This is a genomic window from Anoxybacillus sp. J5B_2022 (assembly GCF_026847645.1).
Lineage (GTDB): Bacteria > Bacillota > Bacilli > Bacillales > Anoxybacillaceae > Anoxybacteroides.
Map to the genome: position 1 here is coordinate 1 of NZ_JAPSMC010000012.1, position 24,778 is coordinate 24,778.

The following is a 24,778-nucleotide window of genomic DNA, read 5'->3' on the forward strand; positions in this document are numbered from 1 at the left end:
TATATATTTTAAGATGGAAGAGCAAGAAAATTTCTCAACTTTTCTCCTTATTCGATCTCTTAAATAAATTTCTAATAAGAAATAGGAATAATGTTATAAAGAATAAAATTCCTAATATTGACGCTAGTTGGAAAATGAAATCTCCCATTTTATCACCTCCTTTTGTTACAATGAGAAGTTATATACAAGTAAATTATAGTATATATTCAAAAAAAAATCAATTTTTATAATTATCGGGTTAATCACCACAACATGTACTTGACGAGTGATACTATTTCCTGAACAAGAATATGAAAAAATCATTAATTTGCTGATTCTTCCTTACAAGCATCAGTAGAGCATGTTACAACTTACATTTCGCACCCTGAATAAAAAGTCAAAAACACAAGTGCTGATTATCCACTATTTTTAAAAAACACAGAATAATATGGCAGAAAAGCTAGGAATAGAGCAATATCAACGGGTTTTTAATTGTTAATCAACACGCCTAATGAGCCATAAATGACATCTGATTGTGCCCAGAGTATGCTATGCTTAACCGTTCTCTTATTAAAAAATGTCAACAATCAACCGGACGAAACAATGCTTTCTATTTGTTGTGATTGTTAGGAAAGCGTTTTACAATTTAAAGTGAAAGGCGCATATTATGTTTAATTTTGTCAACAAATCGTTGCTAAGGGAGGTGAACGGTGTGTATATATCGGCAAGGGAACGGAAAATATTAGACGTTTTATTGTCGCACGAGAAAGGAATTACGGTCGGGGAAATTGCCGCTATGCTCGATGTGAGCGAACGGACGATTCACCGTGATTTAAAAGGACTCGAGCGCCTTTTAGAAGACTATGAACTAGCGCTAGTGAAAAAAGCAGGAGTCGGCATTCAAATTAGCGGAGAAGAAGAGAAAAAACGCGAGCTGCAAATTCGCCTTTTTCACTTATCGCACCCGGAGTATACACCAGAAGAGCGCCAAACGATGATTTTAATTGCATTACTAGAAGCGGTAGAGCCAGTCAAATTGCTATCGCTAGCCAATGATTTAAACGTAACAGTCGCCACCATCAGCAACGATTTGGACAAAATTCAAGAAGAACTGGCAAAACAAGGCCTTTCGCTCATTCGCAAACGAGGCTATGGCGTAGAAATTGCCGGTTCAGAAGCAGCGAAGCGGAAAATGATGAGCGAATTGTTGTTCCGCCATTTTGACGAATCGCAATTTCTTTCGTTCATGAAAGAATCAATTCAAAAAAAATCGGCTGATACAATTAACACGGTGACAGAAAAACTGCTTGGGCTTGTCGATAAGAAAAAGCTATTTGTTATTGAAGCGCAAATGGAACAAATGAAGGCAGAACTTCCGTTTACGATTGCGGACAGCTCTTATATTGCGCTCGTCATTCATCTTGCGCTTGCAATTGAGCGCATTATGCAAGGAGAGCCGATCAACTTCGAGGCACAATATTTAGAAACGATTCAAACGACAAAAGAATACAAAACAGCAGAAAAAATTGCCCGGTCGTTAGAAGCAGCGTTTTCAGTTTCGATTCCAAAAGAAGAAATCGGCTATATTACGATGCATTTAATGGGCGCAAAACTGCGCGACCGACAAGGATATATGCTAGAGGAAGCAAGTCTAGAAATCGGCATGAAAACGCAAGAATTAATCCGATGTGTGAGCGACAAGCTGCATGTCGATTTGACCGATGATTATCCGCTGTATGAAGATTTAGTCGTCCATTTAAAACCAGCCCTTTATCGTATTCAACATAATATGGGCATTTCTAATCCGCTGCTTGACAAAATTAGAAAAGACTATTTCGAGCTATTTCACATCGTCGAACAAGCGATGACCTACGTTTTTTCGGAAGTTGTCATTCCGAAAGAGGAAATCGGGTATGTCGTTCTTCATTTTGCCTCGGCGTTATTGCGTGGGAAAAAAGGGCTGCATGCGCTTGTTATTTGTTCGAGCGGGTTAGGAACAGCAAAAATCTTAGCAACACGGCTGAAAAAAGAAATACCAGATATTTCCCAAATTGAGCAAAAATCGTTTTTTGACTTGCGGTACATTGAGCCTAGCCACTATGATTTAATCGTATCGACTGTGCCGATTCCGTTAGAAGAGCCGTATTTTCTCGTCAGCCCGATGCTGCAAGATGACGAAGTAGTGGCAATTCGCCGATTTATTAAAGGCAAAAAAGCGAAAGCGCGACCAGTAGAGCCAAGCGCTGCGGGAAATACGATTCAAAAAATGAATGCCATTCAAGTCGTGAGCGAAACGATTGTACAACTATTAAAGGAATTAACCGTTCAACCGCTAACTACCGATTCTGTCCACGACGCGCTTGTCGAGGCGTGCCGACAGCTACAGAAGAAAGGAACGATTCGAGACGCCAAATCGGTCGTGAATGAATTGTTACGAAGAGAACAAGCGGGAGGATTAGGGATTCCAGAAACAGCGTTAGCGTTGTACCATGCGCGAAGCCCGGATGTGTTGCGTCCTACGTTTACGGTCTATCCGCTTTCTCACCCGCAGACCGTCATGGGCATGGATCAACAGCCGATGAAGATGGAGCGCATGTTGTTGTTATTGGCGCCGAGTGAAGCGCCAGAAGCGATGCTTTCCGTGCTCAGCCATTTAAGCTCGCTCATTATTAAAGATGACGAAAGCATTTCATTGTTTACAAACGGGACAGAAGCACAGCTTCATGCTTTCTTAAGCCGGCAATTTGAAGCATTTTTTTACCATTTTATTCAACTAGGGAGTGAATAACTGTGTCAGTGTTAACAAAAGAAAACATCGTACTAGGTGCTGAAGTAGGGAACAAAGAAGAAGCGATTCGTTTAGCGGGAAAAGTATTAGTCGAACAGGGCTATGTGGATGACGTGTATATCGACAAAATGTTTGAACGAGAAGCGTTAACATCGACATACATGGGAAATTTTATCGCGATTCCGCACGGAACAGAAGAAGCGAAGGCGCTTGTGAAAAAAGCAGGGCTTTCGTTTATCCAAGTGCCAAACGGGGTTGATTTTGGCGCAGGGAATATCGTGAAAATATTGATTGGCATTGCCGGGAAAGACAACGAGCATTTAGAAATTTTATCAAAAATCGCGCTCGTTTGTTCCGAAGCAGAAAATGTGGAAAAAATGATTCAAGCGACAACGAAAGAAGAAATTCTCGAGCTTTTAAACGAGGTGAACTAATATGTTAGCCGTTCATTTTGGTGCAGGGAATATCGGCAGAGGATTTATTGGGAGCTTGCTTTCACAATCAGGCTATGAAGTCGTGTTTGTCGATGTGAATGACGAATTAGTGCAACGTCTCCAAGAACGACAAGAATACCGTGTCGTTATTGCCGGTGAATCGCGGGAAGAACAGCTCATTTGCGGCGTTTCCGCCCTTCATAGCCAAAAGCAGTACGAAGAAGTCGTTTCCCGTATTGCCGAAGCGGATTTAGTCACTACCGCCGTTGGTCCGAACGTATTGCCGCACATTGCGAAAGTAATCGCCGATGGGTTGCGGAAGCGATTGGCTACGCCAGAAAAACGAGTGAATGTCATTGCGTGTGAAAATATGATTGGCGGAAGCAGCTTTTTAAAGAAACATGTGATGGACTATTTGTCCGCAGAAGAACAAGGAGCGCTTGCGACGTTTTGCGGCTTCCCAAATAGCGCCGTTGACCGCATCGTGCCAAATCAAAAAAATGACGATCCATTAATGGTTATCGTCGAACCGTTTTTTGAATGGGTCATCGAAACGAAAGAAATGGTGGGGGCTATTCCAGCAATTGTCGGTGCGCATTTTGTCGAAGAGTTGCAACCTTACATTGAGCGGAAATTGTTTACGGTCAATACAGGCCATGCGCTTGCGGCGTATTTAGGGTATGCGAAAAAATACGCAACGATTAATGAAGCGATGGAAGACGATTCCGTACGTGCAGACGTGACGAAAGCGCTTCATGAATCAGGGCGTGTGCTTATCGAAAAATATGGGTGGAGCGCCGAAGAACACGGCGCATATATCAAAAAGATTGTTCGAAGATTCACAAATCCAGCCATTACAGATGAAGTGACACGGGTGGCGCGTTCGCCAATTCGCAAACTTGGCGCGAACGATCGGCTAGTTGGCCCAGCAACCCAATACTACAATTTGTTTGGCGAAATCCCATCCGGGCTTGTGAAAGGAATTGCCGCGCTTTTACTGTTTGACTACGAAGAAGACGCAGAAGCAGTCGAGTTGCAGAAAACAATCTACGAACGCGGAATTGAAGGAGCGTTGTCGCAATACGCACAATTGTCGGCTGATCATCCGCTTACGTTGGCAATCAAGGAACAAGTAGATGTTCTTAAGAAGTGAAGAAACCCCGCTTCCATTTAGGAGGCGGGGTTTCCATGGTGAGAAACGTGAGCTGACGAGGTTATTGTTGCTGGGATAATTTGCGGATTTTTTGTTCGTGCTGAAGCGTTTTGTGTGAAAAGAAGTCGACTGTTTCTTGCGTTTCGATCAATTCCACTCGCCAACCGTCCAATTTCGCTTCTATTCGGCTAAATTTTGTTTTCATTTCGTCTTCGAGCCGATCGATTCGTTTTTCGAATCGGTCGTTCATTTCTTGCATGCGCTCATTTACTTGTTCGAATTTTGCCTCGAATCGGTCATTCATTTCTTGCATGCGCTCGTTCATTTGTTCGAATTTTGCTTCGAATCGGTCGTTCATTTCTTGCATGCGCTCATTTACTTGTTCGAATTTTGCTTCGAATCGGTCGTTCATTTCTTGCATTTGTTCTCTCATCTCTTGCATTTGCTCGCTTAACGTTTGCACTTTTTTGTCTAACGCTGTGATCTGAGAACGAACGTCTGATGCAAACAAATCCAGTGCTTTTAAAATTTCCTTCAGCATCGTTTTCTCTTCCACGTCACTCACCTCCTCTTTCCATAGTATAACGGAATCGTGTGGACAAGAAAAGACAAAGGATGAGAAAAATGTCTACAACGCTCGATCTCGATTCGAGTTGGTATTTTTGGTAAAATAAACAACAAAAAGGTTCATCACCACAAAATGTACTTGACAAGCAATACGTTCTCCTGAACAAGGATGTGCAAAAATCATTGATTTACTGATTTTTCCTCACAAGCGTAAGTGGGGCATGTTATAAAAAAATCAAGCACAACTTTTGGTGAAGAGCCAACAAAAAGGTCTTTACTGAATTTAAGAGAAGGAGAAAGAAAAATGGATTGGATCAAGCAGTTGCGAACGAAAGGGGTCATCGTTACGGAACTTGGCAGGAAAGGCGGACGGTTGCGAAAGCAGTGGGAGCAGGCATTTGCTGATCGAATTTCATCACAAGAGAAAACATCTATTTACTTTGATCAGTTTCTCTGGCATGTGTTTAGCTATCAAAAGCTGTCCTGTTTAAAAGAAACAGAGGCGATGGAAGCATTTAATAACGAGCAGAAAGACGAGTGTCTAATTTTTTATCAAAATGACGATCGGGCATATCGACTTATCGATGCAAAATGCTTGCGAGCAGATGATTTGCAGCACGAGCATGATCTATACGTTGTCAATTCGTCATTTACATGGACGTATGTGCAGACGCACGAATGGTTTTGCGGGCCGTATTTTTATCGAAAAGGGTAGAGGCGATAGGAGGGAGGAGCCTTCATTGAACATGTTCATCCACATCGTCATCGAAGTCATTTTGCCTTTGTTTTTTTTGATCGGGACAGGTGCTTTTTTGCATCGATTGTTTCATTTTGATATGAACACGCTGTCGAAAGTGACGACGTATTTTTTGCTTCCGGCGGTTGGATTTGTGAACGTATATGAAAGCAACATGGCGAGTGGGATATTGTTTGGCGTCCTTTCATTTCTCGTATTACAAAACGGTGCGCTCATTGCAATCAGTGCAATCATGGCGAAATGGTTGAAGCTTGACCGAAGCTTAGCAGCGACGTTTCAAAATACGATTGTGTTAAACAACTCCGGCAACTTTGGTATTCCGGTGAGCCAGCTCGTATTTCGGCATGAACCGTTAGGGCTGTCAATTCAAATTGTTGTGACGATTTTTCAAAATTTTTTAACGAATACATACGGTGTGTTTAAGTTCATATCCGCAAATGAAAACGGAGGGAAAATCGCTGTTGAATTTTTGAAAAATCCGATCATTTATGCCCTTGTGCTCGGATTGGTTTTTCGCTCGCTCCACGTTCCGATTCCTTCGTTTATTTGGAATCCGCTTGAGCATATCGCTGCCGCTTTTTTGGCGATGGCTTTGTTAACGCTGGGAGCGCAAATGGCGTATATCGACTTAAAGCGCATGCCGGCGCTTTTATTTCTTACGGTGTTTGGCCGTTTGATGCTTTCGCCGATCATTGCACTCGTCATAATCTTTACCTTGCATCTTAAAGGAGTGACAGCGCAAGCGTTATTCATTGCAAGTGCCTATCCATGCTCAAGAAACACTGCGCTATATGCGCTTGAATACGGCCATCATCCCGATTATGCGGCACAGGCAGTCTTTTTGTCCACCTTGCTTAGCCCGGTCACAGTGACCGCTGTTGCCTATTTGTCGCGATTTTTGTTTTAGCAACTAAAACATAAAAAGAAGAGCGCGCAGGCTCTTCTTTTTCATGATAATTGAAATGGAAGAGTACATCAAAAGGGGTTAAAGCTGTCTGTATAGCTTGCGGAGTTTTCGTTCGTGTTGGGCGATTTTAGCAGAGTGGAAGTCAACGGTTTCTTGTGTTTCTGTAAGTTCGATGCGCAAGCTGTCAATTTTTGTTTCTAACCGGTTGAATCGTTCGTTCATTTCATCTTCCAGCCGATCGATTCTTGCTTCCAGCCGGTCGTTCATTTCTTGCATTTTCGTTTCAAATCGGTCGTTCATCTCTTGCATTCTTGTTTCAAATCGGTCGTTCATCTCTTGCATTCTTGTTTCAAATCGGTCATTCATTTCTTTCATTCTTGCTTCGAACCGCTCATTCATCTCTTTTATTTGCGCTTCGAATTTGTCGTTCATTTCGGCAATTTGTGTGCGAATCTGTGCCGAAAAAAAATCTAACGCATTTAAAATTTCTTTCACCATTGTTTCTTGCTCCATTATTTCACCTCCCTATTGTCTATTATAAAAAAATATCGGAATATCGCAAACAAAAAAGGATATCGATATCAGTCCTGATATTTTATCACTAGTGTCGCTTATAGGCTGAAATTTTTTTACTTCCAAACTGATCGCTCGCCACGCTAAATCATATCAGCTTGTATGAGATGAAAATGAAACCGAAAAATCGGAAATTCTTTATTGCAGCTTATATATCATCGGTTCTTTTTATATCCGACAACATTCGACAACATTTTTCATCCGTTTTCGCTATGATCATTTTGTCTAACGTTTCTACCTTTTCAATTGTCAATCTATTCGTAAAAGTGATACAATACTAAAAATATAAGAGACTAATGGAGGGATGAAAGTTGAAACAGTTACGAAGCAATATGATCAAAAAAGGATTTGACCGAGCGCCACATCGAAGTTTACTGCGGGCAGCGGGGGTGAAAGAAGAAGATTTTGATAAACCGTTTATTGCAGTCGTCAACTCTTATATTGACATTATTCCGGGACACGTTCATTTGCAGGAATTCGGGAAAATTGTGAAAGAAGCGATTCGCGAAGCAGGTGGCGTGCCGTTTGAAATGAATACGATCGGCGTTGATGATGGTATCGCAATGGGGCATATCGGAATGCGCTACTCGCTGCCAAGCCGCGAAATTATCGCCGATTCAGTAGAAACGGTTGTATCGGCTCATTGGTTTGATGGTATGGTCTGTATTCCGAACTGCGATAAAATCACGCCAGGAATGATGATGGCAGCGATGCGTTTGAACATTCCGACCATTTTTGTAAGCGGAGGACCGATGAAAGCTGGGGTCACGAGCGATGGACGGAAAATTTCACTCTCATCGGTGTTTGAAGGGGTTGGGGCGTATCAAGCTGGTAAAATTGACGAAAAAGCCTTGCAAGAGCTCGAACAATACGGTTGCCCAACGTGTGGGTCGTGTTCAGGCATGTTTACCGCCAACTCAATGAACTGCTTGGCTGAAGCGCTCGGCTTAGCGCTGCCTGGAAACGGAACGATTTTAGCAGTTGATCCGGCACGAAAAGAGTTTGTAAAACGTTCTGCTAAGCAGCTCATGTACTTAATCGAGCACGACATTAAACCGCGCGACATCGTTACGGAAAAAGCGATCGATAACGCGTTTGCGCTCGATATGGCGCTTGGCGGATCGACGAATACAGTGTTACATACGCTAGCTATTGCGAACGAAGCGGGCATTGATTATCCGTTAGAACGAATTAACGAAGTCGCTTCCCGTGTTCCGCATTTAGCGAAACTAGCCCCAGCTTCCGATGTGCATATCGAAGACTTGCATGAAGCAGGCGGCGTGTCTGCAGTATTGAATGAGTTAGCGAAAAAAGAAGGCACGCTCCATCTTGATGCATTGACGGTATCCGGTAAGACACTTGGCGAAAACATTGCCGGTTGCGAAGTAAAAAACTATGACGTGATTCGCCCGATCGACAATCCGTACTCCGAAACGGGCGGTCTTGCGGTGCTATTTGGAAACTTAGCGCCGGATGGTGCGATTATTAAAACAGGTGGCATTCAAGGCGGCATTACCCGTCATGAAGGTCCGGCGATCGTCTTTAATTCCCAAGAAGAAGCACTTGAAGGCATTGCAAGCGGAAAAGTGAAACCAGGTCATGTCGTCATAATTCGTTACGAAGGACCAAAAGGTGGACCAGGCATGCCAGAGATGCTGGCACCGACATCGCAAATCGTCGGAATGGGGCTTGGACCGAAAGTCGCGCTTATTACAGACGGACGTTTCTCCGGCGCTTCTCGTGGATTATCGATCGGACATGTATCGCCTGAAGCAGCGGAAGGCGGGCCGATCGCATTTGTCGAGGACGGAGATCATATCGTCATCGACATCGTGAAGCGAACGATTGATGTGCAAATTTCTGAAGAAGAATGGGAAAAACGAAAAGCGAATTGGAAAGGCTTTGAGCCGAAAGTAAAAAGCGGGTATTTAGCTCGCTACTCGAAACTCGTCACTTCCGCAAGCACAGGCGGAATTATGAAAATTTAACCTTCGCATTCTTGATCTTGCTTAGAAATTATATAACAATCAATCTAGTTGCAATAAAGAATGTCACAACTTTATTATCACTGCGATCATGTCTATATAAATATTAACATGACCGTCAAATGGGTTGGGTGTAAAACCAACCTTCAACTTATATAACAGGAAAAGGTGGGCCACTACGAATGATGCCCCCTTTTTTTGTTATTTTTAAATAGTTTTTATGTATAAAAAGATGGGATTTCTTTGTTGTAGAAATTCAGATTGGGAACATAGACATTAGGAAAACATTTCAGGCAGTTCAAATTTTTTATATATACGACGAAAAACTCATTTTAAAAAAAATATGCCATTTATGTGGCTTTTGGCACTTCTTCTAAAAAATGATTTATATATAATAAATATAAGTAAATCAATGTGCGTCGAAAAAGAGGAGGAAGCAAGGGTGGAAAGCGTCATTTCAAAGGGAAGTACGGTCGACGAGGCCATCCGTTTAGGGCTTGAAAAACTGCAGGCAACGCGAGAACAAGTATCGATTGAAGTGATTCAAGCAGAAAAAAAACGGCTGTTCGGTTTAGTTTCACAAGAAGCTGTTGTAAAAATTACGAAAATCAGTCCCGTGCAACCGGATCAACCAAAAGCAAAAGTGTGGCTGAAAAATGGGAAGTTATTTTATGAATGTTCTTCCGCAGAGCGACCTACGATTACAAAAGGAAAAGGGGTTATGCTATTTCGCAATGGGGAAGAAGTGCACGATACGATTACGATCGAAGAAGGCGATGAATTTGAAGTTTATGTCAAGGAAGATGAAAAAATCGATGCCGCATGGAGCATCACCGTAGATTCGCGGAAAATGCAAGCGATCTTAACCGTTGAACCGGCTGTTCGAAGACGGTACGTATTGAATGATCTTCCGCCGACGAAACATATGCGTTTAAATGCTCAGTTACAAACGGAAGTCGAGCACACGATTACTTACGAAGAAGTGGCAAACAAACTAAAACAACTGCGCATTGTGTATGGGGTGAACGAAGAAAAAATAAAGGAAGCGCTTCAGGCAAACGAAAAGGTAAGCGTTGTCATTGCTGAAGGAACGCCGCCGCAAGAAGGAAGAGACGGTTGGGTCGAACTAAAAGTAGGAGCAGATCAGTCGAAAAAGCCAAAGGTAAGGCAAGATGGAACTGTTGACTATCGGGAAACGGAAATCATTTCGAGCGTTCAAGAAGGTGATGTGATCGCCATCATCCATCCTCCTCAACCGGCCATTCCTGGCAGAAGAGTGACGGGTGAACTTATTCCGGTCCGAGATACATTTTCTGTCAACATTCAACTTGGAAAAGGAGTGGCGATATCTGCTGATGGAACGAGCCTTGTGGCTACACAATCGGGACGGCCGCAAATCGTAAAAAAAGGCCGCACGGTCATCGCTTCGATCATCCCGAAGCTGGTCCATCATGGTGATGTCGATCTTTCAACAGGAAATATTCGTTTTAAAGGAGATATTGAAATTACGGGAAATGTGCAAGATGGAATGGAAGTGGAAGCAGTTGGGAGCGTTGTGATTTTTCAAAACGTCAACCGCGCGAAAATTCAAGCGCAACAGTCGATTTTGATCTATCATAACCTCATCGGCGGCACGGTCGTATCTGGAGAACAAAAAATCGTGATCGCGGAGCTGATTGCATTATTGAACGATATTCGGCAACAGCTCGAAAAAATGATTTTAGCGCTTCAGCAATTAGTCATGTTTTCAAAACTAGAAGAAAAAGATATTTATATTGTCATCAAAAAACTGCTCGAAACTAAGTTTCATTCGCTTGCGGAAGCGGTGAAAAAATATGAAACAGTCTGTCGAAATAAAAAAGATGTGCTAGGCGAGTCGTGGATCGAGCTTGGTGGTCGCTTGCAATTATGCTTTATGGCAGAAAAGCCGAATAACTTCCATTATCTTGAAAACTTTGCAGATTTACTTCGCCAGATCAATGAGTTTACGAATCAATATGAACAAACGGACGTAGATTCCGTCGAGCTATCGTATGCCCTTAATAGCGTCATTCATTGCAGTGGGGATGTCATCGTATCAGGAAAAGGATGCTATAACTGCAATATTTATGCCGGCGGGAAGCTGATGATTGACGGTATTTTACGCGGGGGAGAAGTATACGCCCAAAAGGGCATTCAAGTGAAGGAGGTTGGCTCTTCTTTCGGCATTAAGACGACATTGGTAGTTCCGAAGGGAGAAACGATTCACATGGACCACGTCTGGGAAGGAACCGTCATCCAAATTGGCAAAAAAGTTTATACCTTCCTAGAAACACGAAAAGGAATTTGTGCGCGGTGGGACGAAGAAACGGATGCGATTCAGTTAGGAAGTTGCTAACAGGCTAGGTGTGTTGAGTAACGGATAAAAATATTCATCAGTCATTTTACTTCTCCTCTCCATTATGAGATCGCCTAGATTTGTCGTCAGCCGTTCTTCCTATCACCATCTAAAATGGAAACATGTATTGTAAATTCAGTAATAGTCGCTTTATAAAATAGCAACAGTTTGCATGCAAATCCCTCCCCATTCCCCCAGTTTTTGTATTATAATGGGGAAGAACTTAAAATGGTGGTGCAATACTGCCAAGTCCCATGAAAGAAACGGGGGAATCGATCAATGTTGATTGCATTAGACATGGATGGTACGTTGTTGAATTCAAACGGACAAATTAGTCAAAGAAATAAAGAAGCGATCGTGAAAGCGCAAGCAGCGGGTCATGTGGTGGCGATTGCGACGGGAAGAGCGTACAAAGACGCATATGAACCGCTGGCGAAAGCAGGGATTGTCTGCCCGGTGATCGGACTGAACGGAGCGATGATTACGCTGATGGATGGGACGGTCATAAGAGACATTCCGTTAAACAAACAGGCGCTCATTCCAATTTTGCAATGGGTGCGGGAGCAGCCGGATTTGTACTGCGAAATTTATACAAACGAAGCGGTTTATGTAGGACTGCATAATCGTGAGCATTTAGAAGCGCTTGCAAATGATGTAAGCGAACAGCATCGAGATTTAAAGCGCATTGTCGAAAAACAGTTTCAACAAGCGCGTGTAACATATGTGCAAGATATGAGCGATACATGGAACAAAGAATCACTCGTTTTTTATAAAATTCTCGTATTCTCTTTAAATCACCATCGATTAAAAGAAGCTTCATTGAAATTCGGAGCGCTTTCCGGGTTGACGGTGACCTCTTCGCATCCAAACAATATCGAAGTGAACCATCAACAGGCGACGAAAGGGAAAGCGGTCAAGGCACTCGCTTCTTACTATGGAATCGATCTCACTGATACCGTTGTCATCGGCGACAGCCATAACGACCTTTCGATGTTTGCAGTTGCCAGCTATCGTATCGCGATGGGGAATGCTTCGAATGAAATAAAAGAACAGGCGAACTTCACCACTGCGACAAACGATGAAGATGGTGTGGCGGGAGTATTAGAGGAATTAGTGAGAACAGGCTGTTTGGCCAAACGATAAAAAATTTGATTGAGCTTTTCATTGGACCATGGAGCACAGTTGCTTTTCAGTGCAAAATGGTTCATTTTTTTGTGAACAAAATATTAAATTTTCTTTCAATGGCAACAGGGAATTTGTTGTATATGTTAGAATATCTATACAGAATGTTAAATAACAATAGAGTAGGGGGGATACGGCATCATTCCTCATGTGAATAAACGAGCAAAAAATATCAAATTGGAGGTGATCATATGCTACATATCGTAGCCTGTATTAAACAAGTACCAGATACGAAGATTATTAAGATGAATCCGAAAACGAACACGATGGACCGTGCAAGTGCCCCGGCAATTTTAAACCCGTACGATGCCCATGCGGTAGAAGAAGCTGTTCGGTTAAAAAAGAAGTATGGCGGAACAGTTTCTGTATTGACGATGGGACCTCCTCCAGCCGTTAAGGCGATTAAAAAATGCATTGAGCTTGGCGCGGATGAAGGGTATATGATTTCCGACCGCGCGTTTGCCGGCGCAGATACTCTCGCGACAAGCTATGCGCTCACAAAAGCGCTTGAAAAAATCGCGAAACAACGCCCGATTGATCTTGTCATTTGCGGAAAAATGACGATTGACGGGGATACAGGCCAAGTCGGACCTGGCATTGCTCGCCGGTTGAACATTCCTCCTCTTACTGGCGTGAAAAAAGTCGTTGAAATTAATAAAGAAAAAGGATATGCGATTGTTCATCGTAAATTAGAAGATGGGTATGAAGTCGTCCAATCAACATTGCCGTGCTTGTTTACGGTCGAAAAAGACATCAACGACATCTCCTTTGCACCTTTGCCAAACATGATTAAAGCCGCACGTTATCAACCAACGATTTGGACCGCAGATGATTTAGAAAACGTTGACCGCAAACAGCTAGGACTAAAAGGATCTCCAACGATTGTTGCAAAAGTATGGGCACCGCCAAAACCTGAAGGTGGCCAATTGCTTGAAGGAAGCACCCAAGAACAGGTAGATAAACTGCTTTCCATCATTTTTGCGAAAAAAGAGTTGTTCCAATAGGGGGAGAGAGCAATGAATTTCGATGATTACCGGGGAATATGGGTGTATTTAGAAGTAAAAGACGGGAATATTGCGCCTGTCTCGCTTGAATTATTAGGGGCAGGAAGACAGCTTGCGGATAAACGAAAAACAGAATTGGCAGGCGTATTAATTGGAAGCGGCGTGAAGCAGCTTTCGTCTACGGCGTTTACGTACGGTGCAGATATCGTTTACGTATATGACGACCCGATTTTTGAATATTATCGGACAGAGCCATATATGCGCGCATTGCTCGATTGTTGCGATAAGCATAAGCCGGAAGTACTGCTATATGGGGCAACACCGACAGGAAAAGATTTAGCTAGTGCCATTGCAACGGATTTGCCGACAGGCTTAACGGCCGATACGACCATACTCGATATTGAAGAAGACACAGGACTATTATTGGCGAGCCGCCCGGCGTTTGGCGGAAACATTATGGCGACGATTTTATGTAAAAAATACCGTCCGCAAATGGCAACCGTTCGTCCGAAAGTGATGAAAGCGCTACCACCAGATTCGTCGAGAACAGGAAAAATAGTAGAAGAACACATTGAACTGCGCGAAGAAGAAATGCGGACGAAAGTATTAGAGATTGTAAGAGAGACGACGAAAAAAGCGCGAATTGATGAAGCGGATATTATTGTTGCTGGCGGAAAAGGGATGGGCAGCAAAGAAGGCTTTCAACTCATTCACCAACTAGCCGAAGTGCTTGGCGGTGCGGTTGGGGCGAGCCGTGATGTCGTAGAGGCAGGATGGATTGACCATCATCACCAAGTCGGACAAACCGGTGTAACCGTAACGCCAAAAATTTATTTTGCGATCGGTATTTCGGGTGCGATCCAGCACGTCGTTGGCATGCAAAACTCGGAGTTGATTATTGCCATCAACAAAGATCCGAACGCACCCATTTTCCAATCGTGCCATTATGGCATCGTCGGCGATGCGTTTGAAATCGTCCCACTTTTAATTGAGAGATTTAAAGAAGAAATTCCGAAGCTAAAAGCAGCTGCTCATGTGAAGGAGGGGGTTCGCCATGCCTGAAAAATTTGACTGTATCGTCGTTGGCGCAGGCCCAGCTGGAACGGCTTGTGCATATGAACTAGCAAAAGCAGGGGTAAATGTATTGTTGCTCGAGCGCGGCGAATATCCTGGCGCGAAAAACGTCATGGGCGGTGTGTTGTATCGGAAAATGATGGAAGACATCATTCCGGAATTTTATAAAGAAGCTCCGCTTGAACGGCCGATTGTCGAGCAGCGGTTTATGATGATGGATAAAGAATCTGCAGTGACGTTTAGTTACAAAGGACTAGAGTGGGGGCGTGAGCCGTATAACAATTTTACCGTATTGCGCGCTAAATTTGACCAATGGTTTGCTGAAAAAGCAGTCGAACAAGGAGCGCTTCTCGTCTGTGAGACGGTAGCGGTTGAATGTATTGTGGAAAATGGCCGCGTCGTCGGCGTTCGTACAGACCGTCCAGATGGCGACATTTATGCCGATGTCGTCGTATTGGCCGATGGTGTCAACTCCCTTTTAGCGAAACAGCTTGGATTCCATCGTGAATGGCGACCGGATGAAGTCGCTTTAGCAACGATGGAAATTTTAAAACTCGATAAAAACATCATTGAAGACCGGTTCAATCTCGAGCCGAACCAAGGCTGTACGATCGAAATTTTTGGCGATGCAACAAAAGGTATTTTAGGAACCGGATTTTTATATACGAATAAAGATACGCTCAGCATCGGTGTCGGAACGCTTTTATCAGGATTAATTAAACATAAAATTAAGCCGTATGAGTTGCTTGAGTATGTGAAAAATCATCCAATGATTCGCCCATATATTCAAGGAAGCGAACCAGTCGAATATTTAGCGCACTTAATTCCAGAAGGCGGCTATCATTCGATTCCGAAAGTCGCAGGCAACGGGGTGTTAGTCGTCGGTGATGCCGCCCAGCTTGTGAATGCGATTCATCGCGAAGGCTCGAATATGGCGATGACATCTGGTCGGTTAGCAGCAGAAACGATCATCATGGCGAAGGCGCAAAACGACTTTTCCGAAAGCATGCTTGACCAATACCGAATGAAACTCATGGAAAGCTTTATCGGTCAAGATTTGAAAAAATATAAAGACGCGACGCATCATTTTGAGACGTTCCCGCAATATTTTGAGCAGTACATCCCGATGCTCAACCGTGCAGCAAGCCAAATGTTTACGGTCGACGGCGCATCGAAATGGGAAAAACAGAAAAAGATTTGGCGCGATCTCGGCTCGACGAAACAAAAGTTTAAGCTGGCGCGCGATATGATGAAAGCATGGAAGGTGATGAAATGATGAAGGCGCAAACGATTGAAGAAAAGCAATATTTAGTCCGCTTCAACGCGGATACGAAATCGCATCTTCACGTGCTTGACCCGAATATTTGTTTAACGAAATGTCCGGATAAAATTTGTACGATTTTTTGCCCAGCGTCTGTGTATAAATGGGAAGAAGTTCGGATGCACGTCGGCTATGAAGGGTGTCATGAATGCGGGAGCTGTCGCATCGGCTGTCCGTATGAAAACATTCAATGGGAATATCCACGCGGTGGCTACGGCATCGTCTTCCGTCTGGGGTGATCGCCATGTTTCACATCGGAGACTGCGTCGTCTATACGGATGGAACGAGAGGAATTGTGTTAGAAGTGACCGATGATCGTTGCCACGTATTATGGGAAGATTATTTCGTCAGCTGGGAGAAAAAAGAGCTGTTAACCGTTGATGAGCAATTAACAAAAAAGCAAACGATTCGTGTTTCTTCTAATGTGAGCCACCCTTTATCGTAGGGTGGTTTTTTGTTTCTTTATATACAATTTATTCTAAAAAAGGGATTGACGGATAATTTTTTTTTTTTTATGATTATTTTACGAACTATACAAGTTGCCATTTTGCTTTACATCCTGTCGATCACTTGCCGTGTTGTATTTATAGTCGACTTGTATAGAGAGAACAGAGGAAACGAAAATCGGAAATTTTTATTGCAATTTCATTTGCAAAAAAGGGGGGAATTGTTGTTGTGTCTGTCACCTGTCGAAATGGTTTGTTGTCGGGAAAAACGTTCGATTGATACAGGCAGAGAATGTCCGCGGTTCTTCGTCTTTTTGTTGTAAAAAATGAAGTTTGATTAATAATTGAGGTAACAATCTTGTCACTCCAATGTTTGGGTGGTTGTGTGTGTCGTTACCTCAATCATACCGTAAACAACAAGAGTGACAAGCTTTTTTATCCAGAACAGCATAAAATCAACAAAAAATCAGGGGACGTCTTTAAAACTTTTGACAATACCAATATCAGAAGGGAAGTGTCCTTAATGAATATCTCACTAAAAAACACTGTGATCCTATTCATCATTTTACTTCCCATATTGATTTTATCACCACGGTCTATAAACGCGGAAAATGATATAGCTAATGATTCCGAATTAAAAAGAAATATAGAGTATAGAAAGAAAATGGGTTTAAATTATGATCCTGTTTATGTGAGTAATTTAATAACATCAAAGAAAGTAACACAGTCATACGAAAAACACGGAGTTTGGCTAACTGAGGACGAATTAGAGGAAATAGAAAATAGAATAAAATATCAAGAGGAAAAAATACCATTGATTTTAGAATATATTAGAAACAATATTAGTTCAAGTGATTTTGGGGGACTGTACGTCGATCAATCGAAAAAAGGTGTGGTAACAATTAGTTTTTCTAAAAATTTAAAACAAATGAATAAAGAGATAAATGACATTAGGAAAATTTTTAATAATGATTCAAAAATAAAATTTAAACAAGTACAAAGATCAGAAAAGCAGCTTGATGAAATACATTCGACAGTACTCTCGAAGAAGCGTGAATTAAAAGAACAAGGTATAAATGTTACTACTATATATTCTGATATTCAAAGGAATAAGGTTATTATCGGTATTTATCCATTTGACAGCACTGCTAGGGATTCACTTGTAAATATATTCGGTTCAGATATTGAAGTAATTGAATCTGATGGTGGTTACGAAGAGTCTAGAACTGCTTATACACGGCCATTAGAAGGTGGATTAAGGATTAGCAATATTGACACAGGTTGGGGGTGTACGGGCGGATTTTCAGCTTCTTATGGAAATTGGGTTTACTATGTCACAGCTGGTCATTGCGGAAGAAGTAGTGATAGATTTAGTCAAGGCGGTTCATACTTTGGATATGCCTACAGGCTCGTAAATAGTGGTGAACTGGATGCAATGCTGATTTCATTAGGTCAACTTTCCTATGCTAGCAATTATAATTATGGACAGCCTAACTTTACCAGTTGGCAAAGAGAATCATATGAATATGTAGGACAATACGTATGTATGAATGGTTCATATACTGGTAATGCATGTGGGGTTGTAAAAAGTACAAATTATTCAGCAAGAGAACACAATAATATGACTGCTGCTGATTATAATTCTACTAACGGTGACAGTGGTTCGCCTACATATTATGGTAGCCAGATTAGAGGTGTACATGAAGGCGTAGGCTCTAATGGGTGGAAAATGTATACTCATGTACAAAGTATAGTAGATTATTGGGGGTTATCTCCTAGAACGTGGTGAATGTTTTTGTGTATTATCTTTGTTAACATAGGGATAATTTAGAGAAATAACGTATTACCAAATAAAACGTTCATGAGTAATCTTTACTTCCCTTAGGAGCATTTTTAAAAGCCTCCTGCTCATAAAAAGGGAATAGAGAGAAGTTTAGTTTTGCGTTGTGTTGTCTTTTTCGATAAATGTAATCTTATAAAAAATTATTTTTCATACAAAGGAATGCAATTCGAATGATTAGAACTGTTGTTTTCGTCTTGGTTAGTTTACTCTTGACTGGTTGCACAGGAACAAAGTCTTTTGAAGGGACGCTTTATAGTATTGGAGAAAATTATTTTGTCGTGGACTGTTCCCATGAAGTAAAGAAAAGGAAAAATAACGTAGAGGATATAAGCTATCCTTGTACAGTCCGAATCACAAATCAAACAAAATTCAGTGATGAAGATGGCAACAAATTAAGTGTTGACGACTTTACGGCAGAAGTAACTGTGAAAGTCATTCTTGCCACTCCTCAGACTATGAGTCAAAGTAAAGAAAGCAGAGACATTGAGGCTAGGGAGATTATATTGCTTAATCGATAGAATCTGATCCTTCAAGTGAAAAAACTGCCCGTTCGGTCGCAGAAATTGATAGGTTGGTCATCTGGGTTCTGGCGCTTTTAGGGCTGTTGTTTGTAAATGTATTGGTAACATATAGAATCTGGTCTTGGATTAAAAAGGGAATACTCTAAAGCTTTATCATTTCCACCATCCCATATGGGGTGGTTTTTTGTTATACTTGTTTCATCGATACATAGAAAGGACAACGGAGATGGAACGAGGACATTTTTTATTAATTGATGGGATGGCGTTATTGTTTCGGTCGTTTTATGCGACAGCGCCGAGATGGATGATCAATCGTGACGGTGTGCCGACTAATGCGGTATGCGGGCTTGTGAAACATGTAGAAGCAGCGACTCGTTTGCTCGAACCGACGTATATCGTTTGTTGTTGGGATATGGGAAGTACGACGTTTCGCACCGAATGGTTTCCAGACTATAAAGCGAATCGAGGCGAGCCACCACATGAATTAGTTCCGCAGTTTGATTTAGCGAAAGAAGTGGTCGCGATGCTTGGTATTCCGAATATCGGCGTGCTCGGTGCGGAGGCGGACGACTGCATCGGTTCGCTCGTCAAGCAATATCGCGAACATATGCAAATTTCTATTATTACAGCAGACCGCGATTTATTTCAGCTTCTTTCGGAACATGTCACCGTCTATTTGCTGGCAAAAGGCATCGGCAACTACGAGGCGTATACGCTCGAACGCTTTATTAAAGAAAAAGGCATTGAGCCACATCAACTCATCGATGTGAAAGCGCTCATGGGCGATGCAAGTGATAATTACCCAGGCGTGCGCGGGATCGGGGAAAAACAAGCGTTTAAACTTATTCAACAATACGGATCGATTGAAGGAATCATGGAAAACTTAGCACAACTAACAAAAGCGCAGCAGCAAAAAATAACCGAACATCTCGACTTGCTTCATTTGTCGCGAAAACTTGCGGCAATTCATTATGATATTCCGATTCAATTAGAGTTGGAAGAGGCGAAATGGCATGACGAGCGCAAGCGGTTTGCGGAAGTATTAGAAGCGATTATGTAGTAAACAGCTTGTGAGAGGAAGAAGTTATTAAACATATTTTAACCAGCCCCACGTGGAGGCTGGTTTTTTATGTCCGCACTTGCCCATTCCCGTACACGAGCGTTTTTGTTGTTGTGATGGCGCGTAAGCCCATTGGGCCGCGGGCGTGCAGTTTTTGCGTACTAATGCCGATTTCAGCGCCGTACCCGAATTGTTCGCCGTCGGTAAAGCGGGTAGAGGCGTTATGGTACAATACAGCGGCATCGACGCGCGCGAAAAATTGTTCCACGTGTTCCTTGCACTCAGAAATAATCGCTTCGGAATGTTTTGTGCCGTAGCGCTCAATATGCTCCATCGCTTCATCGACTGTTTCAACGAGCTTCACCGCTAAAATCGGGGCTAAAAATTCAGTCGCCCAATCTTCTTCTGTCGCTTCACGGACGAACGGATATATAGCCGCAAGCTGTTTGTCGCCGCGCAGTTCGACCCCTTTTTCATGCAAGGTGTGAAGCAGTTCGTTTGTATATGGCCATTTGTTATGAACGATGACAGTTTCAACCGCATTGCAGACGGATGGGCGCTGCAGTTTAGCGTTTATGACAATATCAATTGCCATTTCTTTTTTGGCAGAGTCGTCAATGAAAATATGGCAATTGCCGACGCCTGTTTCTAATACCGGGATCGTTGCGTTTTCGACGACCGATTGAATAAGTCCCGCTCCGCCACGCGGGATGAGCACGTCTAAATATTCTTTTAAACGAAACATGTGTTGTGCCGTTTCTCGACTCGTATCTTCTAGTAGTTGAATCGCATCGATTGGAACGGACGACCGTTTTAACGCCTCTCGCATGACCGAAACGAGCGCCTTGTTCGAGTGAATGGCGGAGGAACTGCCGCGCAACAAGACAGCATTTCCTGTTTTTAAGCAAAGGCTAGCGGCATCGACCGTCACATTTGGTCGCGCTTCATATACCATGCCGACAACGCCAAGCGGCACGCGAATTTGTTTTAAGAGTAGTCCATTTGGTCGCGTCCATTGTTCGATCGTTTCACCGACCGGATCTGGTAGGTCGATGACTTGGCGAACGCCATCGGCGATTTGATGGATGCGTTCTTCGGTCAGTTGCAGCCGGTCAAGCAAGGAAGGGGAGAGGCCGTTTTCTTTTCCGACCGTCATATCTTTTTCGTTTTCCTGTAAAATGTACGCCATTTGCGCAATTAACGCTTCTGCAATCATCGCGAGCGCTTTGTTTTTTTCTTCTGTTGATAACATTCCTAATTGACTAGCCGCTTGCTTTAATTTTTTCGCTTTGACCATTAATTCACTCATTCGTTTTCGCTCCTTTCGTTTTTAGCAGACAGATGTCCTTTTTAAGCATACTAAGTTGTCGCGGTGAATAACTTCTGGGCGATGGTGGAAAGAATATCGTTTCGCTTCCTCGCTTGAAAGACCTTTTACTTTCGTTAAATCGTCTGCCGCATAATATACTTGTCCTCTAGCGATCACATCTCCTTTTTGATTGACGACGTTGACGACATCTAGCGCTTGAAACGAACCGAATACGTTTGTTACACCAGCAGGTAATAAACTTTTTCCTTTATGCAAAAGGGCCGTTTCTGCTCCTTCATCAATTTCAATCGTTCCTGCTATTTTCGAGTGATAGGCAATCCATTGTTTGCGCATTTGCATGTGTTCTTGAAAAGGTGTGCCGATATACGTTCCGTCACCTTTTCCTTCTAAAATATGTTTTAGCTTTTCTTTCCCTTTTCCTGTACCGATAAAGACGCTGACGCCGAAGGAAAGCGCCTTTTGCGCGGCAAGTAGCTTTGATTTCATTCCTCCTGTTCCAACGGTTGATCCGCTTCCACCTGCTTGGGCAATGAGTTCGTCGGTAATTTCCGCAAGAAAATGATACTTTTTCGCTTCAGGACGTTTCGGGTTTTGGTCGTATAGCCCGTTAATGTCCGTTAAAATGATGAGCGCATCGGCATGTAAAAAACCGCTCACAAGCGCGGATAATAAATCGTTATCACCAAACGTTAACTCTTCGACTGCAATCGAGTCGTTTTCGTTAATGATCGGAAGCACGCCACGTTCTAACAATGTGGAAATTGTCGCAAATAAGTTGCGAAATCGGTCGCGATCGTAAAAATCTGCGCGCGTTAACAACAATTGCCCGGTGACGATACCAAACGAACGAAAGGCAGAAATGTAGCTTTGCATAAGCACCCCTTGGCCGACTGAGGCAGCTGCTTGTTTTCCTGCGATCGTTTTCGGTCGCGAACGATACCCAAGCAAGCCGAAACCGGCCGCTACTGCCCCTGATGAAATGAGAATGACATCGTGCCCAAGCTGTTTGACATAAGCAAGTGCTTCGACATGTTCACGAAGCTTTTGTTCCGAGAGCGTGCCGTTTGTTTCTGTTAAAGAGCTACTGCCAATTTTGACGACGATTCGCTTCTTTTTCACCATCCCACTCCTTTCCAAAAAATAAAAAACGCTTTTTCGTCCTTGTAGAAAAGGACGGAAAAGCGTCGTTTCCGCGGTACCACCTTTTTTGGCGTTAAGCGCCCACCTCTTGCCCCGTAACGTGGGGAGACGGCTTATGTTTGCATAAGCGGCCATATAGGGCAGGTTCAATCGACTTTCCGTGAGGAACCTTCCAGCCTGCGAGTCCCACTCTCTTGCACGTTCCATCGATTTACTAGTCCCGTACCGTTTCCGATATAAACGATTTTTTCAGAATTATCTATGGAAAATACGATTTTGTCAAGCTAAAATTTTACACCTACCCATAGAGCTTGCGGAGTTTTCGCTCATGCTGAATCGTTTTCGATGAGAGAAAATCAACCGTTTCTTGCGTTTCGGTTAGCTCAATGCGCAAGCTAGCGATTTTCGTGTCAAGTCGATCAAACCGCTCATTCACTTCCGCACGAAATTCTTGCATTTCCGCGCGGAGCTGATCGCCCATTTCATGCATTTCTGCACGGAGCTGATTGCCCATTTCATGCATTTCTGCACGGAGTTGATCGCCCAATTCTTGCATTTCATGGTGAATTTTTTCCGAAAATAATTCGAGCGCTTTTACAATTTCCTGTAACAATACATTTTGTTCCATTATTTTCTCCTTCCCCGTGTAAAATAGTGATAAACGATCCGTTGCGAACGTGAGGGACTACGATTGGCGATAAAGACTGCGAAGTTTTCGTTCATGCTGGAGCGTTTTGGAAGAAAGCAAATCAACGGTTTCTTGCGTGTCGGTTAACTCGTCGCGTAGTTCATCGATTTTTTCGTTTAGTTGCTCGAACCGTTCATTCATCTCTTGGCGGAGAGTATCAATTTTTGTTTCTAGTCTGCTTTCCACGTCACGAATTTCCGTGCGAAGTTGCTGCCCCATTTCATGCATTTCTGTGCGAAGCTGTTGTCCCATCTCTCGCATTTCGTGATGAATTTTGTCTGAGAATAACTCGAGCGCTTTGACAATTTCTTTTACAATCGTTTCTTTTTCCATTCCTATTTCACCTCCTTTCCCTATTATAAAAGAAGAAAATGCGAGAGAAAAGAGAAAGAAAAGCCCCTCGTCTTGCAAATCAATGAGGGGCTTTTCTTATTCGGCTTCGTCGTTAAATTTATCTAGCATCGAGATCGTGTCGATCAAATGGTTGTTAAAAATTTGCCGGGCGATGGCCAGCAGTTCTTTAATCATCGGATCGCGTAAAGAATAGACGACGCGGTTTCCGTCCTTCGTTCCGTATACAATGTTTTTGCTTCGCAAGATCGCCAGTTGTTGCGAAACAGCCGATCCTTCACTGCCAATTAACGTTTGCAGTTCGTTGACGTTTTTATCGCCTTCACACAATAATTCTAAAATGCGAATTCGTAACGGATGAGCGAGGGCTTTAAAAAAATCCGCTTTAAATTGCTGAAGTTCTAAATTCAATGCCTATTCTCTCCTTTATTTCTTGATAACTCTTCATATCTATTTCTTGATAACTCTTCATATCGATCGAGCGCCAATAAAATTCCTTCGATAATCGCTTCTGGTCGAGGAGGACAACCAGGGACATAAACATAGACAGGAACGATATGACCAACCCCACCGTAATTAGCATAAGTACGTCCGAAAATCCCACCGCTGCACGCACAAGCTCCAATAGCGACAACCATTTTTGGCTCGGAAGCAGCGTTATACGTTTTTATTAGCGCCTCTTCTAAATGTCTTGTCACGCCGCCAGTTACCATTAACATATCCGCATGGCGAGGGGAGGCGACAAAATCGACGCCAAACCGTTGAATATCGTAAATCGGATTAGTTAATGTATTCATTTCAAAATCACAACCATTACAAGAACCAGAATCGACATGGCGAATATGCAGCGAACGTCCGAGCACTTCTTTCATTCTTTTTTGCAGCGTCCATCGCAAATCAGTTGTTTGCTCTTTTCCGCTTTTCATTGTATCACACTTCCTTCCTTGCTGTTAAAAGTTTCGCTAATGTTGCTTGCTGGCTCACTGTTAGCTCGTTTTTATTTTTTGTCGCTAGCCGATACTCGTTTGTGATCTCGATGATGTTCGTTTCGCATACCTCTGCACAAATGCCGCAAAAAATACAAGTAGTATAAGATAAAGAAACGGTAATGGTATCATCGTTTTGCTGAAGCGTGATCGCCCCAGCAGGGCATGACGTTGTGCACGCTTGGCAGCCAGTGCATTCGTTTGAGGTGAAAATCGGTTTGCCGCGGAAGCGTTCCGGTGCTTCTGTAAATAGCTCCGTTTTCGTGACCGTTTTTGTTCGCCATATTTTTCGAATAAGATCAAACATCGCTA

At 42.9% G+C, this 24,778-nt stretch carries 25 protein-coding genes; 16 read left to right on the top strand and 9 right to left on the bottom strand.

What is annotated here, in order from left to right; genetic code table 11:
* Positions 1-691: 691 nt before the first annotated feature.
* Genes M4I42_RS05195 through M4I42_RS05205 form a run of 3 tightly spaced genes read left to right on the top strand, consistent with a single transcriptional unit; the run spans position 692 to position 4,354 of the window.
* Entirely contained in the window at positions 692-2,767 is a 2,076-nt protein-coding gene (locus M4I42_RS05195; RefSeq protein WP_268851177.1) for a BglG family transcription antiterminator, read from the top strand.
* Positions 2,764-3,201, top strand: a complete 438-nt coding sequence (locus tag M4I42_RS05200; protein ID WP_268851230.1) for a PTS sugar transporter subunit IIA — start codon at positions 2,764-2,766, stop codon at positions 3,199-3,201. The genes M4I42_RS05195 and M4I42_RS05200 overlap by 4 nt, the downstream gene beginning before the upstream one ends.
* 1 nt (position 3,202) lies before the next feature.
* On the top strand, positions 3,203-4,354 hold the full coding sequence (locus tag M4I42_RS05205; RefSeq protein ID WP_268851178.1) for a mannitol-1-phosphate 5-dehydrogenase: 1,152 nt from the start codon (positions 3,203-3,205) through the stop codon (positions 4,352-4,354).
* A 61-nt stretch (positions 4,355-4,415) separates the two neighbouring features.
* Here M4I42_RS05205 and M4I42_RS05210 read toward each other — a convergent pair whose 3' ends face one another.
* Positions 4,416-4,910, bottom strand: coding sequence for a Synaptonemal complex 1 (locus tag M4I42_RS05210; RefSeq protein ID WP_268851179.1), 495 nt, complete (start codon positions 4,908-4,910; stop codon positions 4,416-4,418).
* 315 nt (positions 4,911-5,225) lie between these two features.
* On the opposite strand from M4I42_RS05210, the gene M4I42_RS05215 reads away from it, so the two are divergent.
* Both M4I42_RS05215 and M4I42_RS05220 read left to right on the top strand, forming a co-directional pair.
* A complete protein-coding gene (locus tag M4I42_RS05215; protein WP_268851180.1) occupies positions 5,226-5,636 on the top strand; it encodes a DUF4275 family protein in 411 nt (136 codons plus the stop codon).
* A gap of 25 nt (positions 5,637-5,661) precedes the next feature.
* On the top strand, positions 5,662-6,585 hold the full coding sequence (locus M4I42_RS05220) for an AEC family transporter (RefSeq protein WP_268851181.1): 924 nt from the start codon (positions 5,662-5,664) through the stop codon (positions 6,583-6,585).
* A gap of 78 nt (positions 6,586-6,663) precedes the next feature.
* On the opposite strand, the gene M4I42_RS05225 is transcribed toward M4I42_RS05220, so the two are convergent.
* The gene (locus M4I42_RS05225) at positions 6,664-7,098 is read right to left on the bottom strand and encodes a hypothetical protein (RefSeq protein WP_268851182.1); all 435 of its coding nucleotides are present in this window, start codon (positions 7,096-7,098) and stop codon (positions 6,664-6,666) included.
* 371 nt (positions 7,099-7,469) lie between these two features.
* Here M4I42_RS05225 and ilvD point away from each other — a divergent pair, with 371 nt between their 5' ends.
* The 11 genes from ilvD (at position 7,470) to M4I42_RS05280 (ending at position 19,971) form a co-directional block, all read left to right on the top strand.
* Positions 7,470-9,146: a dihydroxy-acid dehydratase gene (gene ilvD / locus M4I42_RS05230; protein ID WP_268851183.1), complete on the top strand. Its 1,677-nt coding sequence runs from the start codon at positions 7,470-7,472 to the stop codon at positions 9,144-9,146.
* Between the two features lie 439 nt (positions 9,147-9,585).
* On the top strand, positions 9,586-11,520 hold the full coding sequence (locus M4I42_RS05235; RefSeq protein ID WP_268851184.1) for a FapA family protein: 1,935 nt from the start codon (positions 9,586-9,588) through the stop codon (positions 11,518-11,520).
* Positions 11,521-11,799: 279 nt separating this feature from the next.
* Positions 11,800-12,663 (top strand): Cof-type HAD-IIB family hydrolase, encoded by an 864-nt coding sequence (locus tag M4I42_RS05240; RefSeq protein ID WP_268851185.1) that lies wholly within the window; start codon positions 11,800-11,802, stop codon positions 12,661-12,663.
* 230 nt (positions 12,664-12,893) lie between these two features.
* Positions 12,894-13,706 (top strand): electron transfer flavoprotein subunit beta/FixA family protein, encoded by an 813-nt coding sequence (locus tag M4I42_RS05245; protein WP_268851186.1) that lies wholly within the window; start codon positions 12,894-12,896, stop codon positions 13,704-13,706.
* Between the two features lie 12 nt (positions 13,707-13,718).
* Positions 13,719-14,768 (top strand): electron transfer flavoprotein subunit alpha/FixB family protein, encoded by a 1,050-nt coding sequence (locus M4I42_RS05250; protein ID WP_268851187.1) that lies wholly within the window; start codon positions 13,719-13,721, stop codon positions 14,766-14,768.
* Entirely contained in the window at positions 14,761-16,056 is a 1,296-nt protein-coding gene (locus M4I42_RS05255; RefSeq protein ID WP_268851188.1) for an FAD-dependent oxidoreductase, read from the top strand. Before M4I42_RS05250 ends, M4I42_RS05255 begins: the two co-directional genes overlap by 8 nt.
* A complete protein-coding gene (locus M4I42_RS05260) occupies positions 16,038-16,340 on the top strand; it encodes a ferredoxin family protein (protein ID WP_025948820.1) in 303 nt (100 codons plus the stop codon). Before M4I42_RS05255 ends, M4I42_RS05260 begins: the two co-directional genes overlap by 19 nt.
* A 5-nt stretch (positions 16,341-16,345) precedes the next feature.
* A complete protein-coding gene (locus M4I42_RS05265) occupies positions 16,346-16,546 on the top strand; it encodes a hypothetical protein (protein ID WP_268851189.1) in 201 nt (66 codons plus the stop codon).
* A gap of 524 nt (positions 16,547-17,070) precedes the next feature.
* Entirely contained in the window at positions 17,071-18,336 is a 1,266-nt protein-coding gene (locus M4I42_RS05270) for a hypothetical protein (protein WP_268851190.1), read from the top strand.
* A 224-nt stretch (positions 18,337-18,560) separates the two neighbouring features.
* Complete coding sequence (locus tag M4I42_RS05275) at positions 18,561-18,908, top strand: hypothetical protein (protein ID WP_183242272.1); 348 nt, start codon at positions 18,561-18,563, stop codon at positions 18,906-18,908.
* Between the two features lie 229 nt (positions 18,909-19,137).
* Positions 19,138-19,971 carry a 5'-3' exonuclease gene (locus M4I42_RS05280; protein ID WP_268851191.1) on the top strand — a complete coding sequence of 278 codons (834 nt, stop codon included), beginning with the start codon at positions 19,138-19,140 and terminating at the stop codon, positions 19,969-19,971.
* 67 nt (positions 19,972-20,038) lie between these two features.
* Here M4I42_RS05280 and M4I42_RS05285 read toward each other — a convergent pair whose 3' ends face one another.
* The 7 genes from M4I42_RS05285 to M4I42_RS05315 all read right to left on the bottom strand — a co-directional run bounded on the left by M4I42_RS05285 (position 20,039) and on the right by M4I42_RS05315 (position 24,773).
* Entirely contained in the window at positions 20,039-21,280 is a 1,242-nt protein-coding gene (locus tag M4I42_RS05285) for a glutamate-5-semialdehyde dehydrogenase (protein WP_268851192.1), read from the bottom strand.
* Between the two features lie 21 nt (positions 21,281-21,301).
* Positions 21,302-22,420 (bottom strand): glutamate 5-kinase, encoded by a 1,119-nt coding sequence (gene proB, locus M4I42_RS05290; protein ID WP_268851193.1) that lies wholly within the window; start codon positions 22,418-22,420, stop codon positions 21,302-21,304.
* Between the two features lie 319 nt (positions 22,421-22,739).
* Positions 22,740-23,069, bottom strand: a complete 330-nt coding sequence (locus M4I42_RS05295) for a hypothetical protein (RefSeq protein WP_268851194.1) — start codon at positions 23,067-23,069, stop codon at positions 22,740-22,742.
* A gap of 57 nt (positions 23,070-23,126) precedes the next feature.
* Complete coding sequence (locus M4I42_RS05300) at positions 23,127-23,462, bottom strand: hypothetical protein (protein ID WP_268851195.1); 336 nt, start codon at positions 23,460-23,462, stop codon at positions 23,127-23,129.
* Between the two features lie 96 nt (positions 23,463-23,558).
* A complete protein-coding gene (locus M4I42_RS05305; RefSeq protein ID WP_066324312.1) occupies positions 23,559-23,891 on the bottom strand; it encodes an ArsR/SmtB family transcription factor in 333 nt (110 codons plus the stop codon).
* On the bottom strand, positions 23,888-24,406 hold the full coding sequence (locus M4I42_RS05310; protein WP_268851196.1) for an NADH-quinone oxidoreductase subunit B family protein: 519 nt from the start codon (positions 24,404-24,406) through the stop codon (positions 23,888-23,890). Before M4I42_RS05310 ends, M4I42_RS05305 begins: the two co-directional genes overlap by 4 nt.
* 4 nt (positions 24,407-24,410) lie before the next feature.
* Entirely contained in the window at positions 24,411-24,773 is a 363-nt protein-coding gene (locus tag M4I42_RS05315; protein WP_268851197.1) for a 4Fe-4S binding protein, read from the bottom strand.
* Between the last annotated feature and the right edge of the window lie 5 nt (positions 24,774-24,778).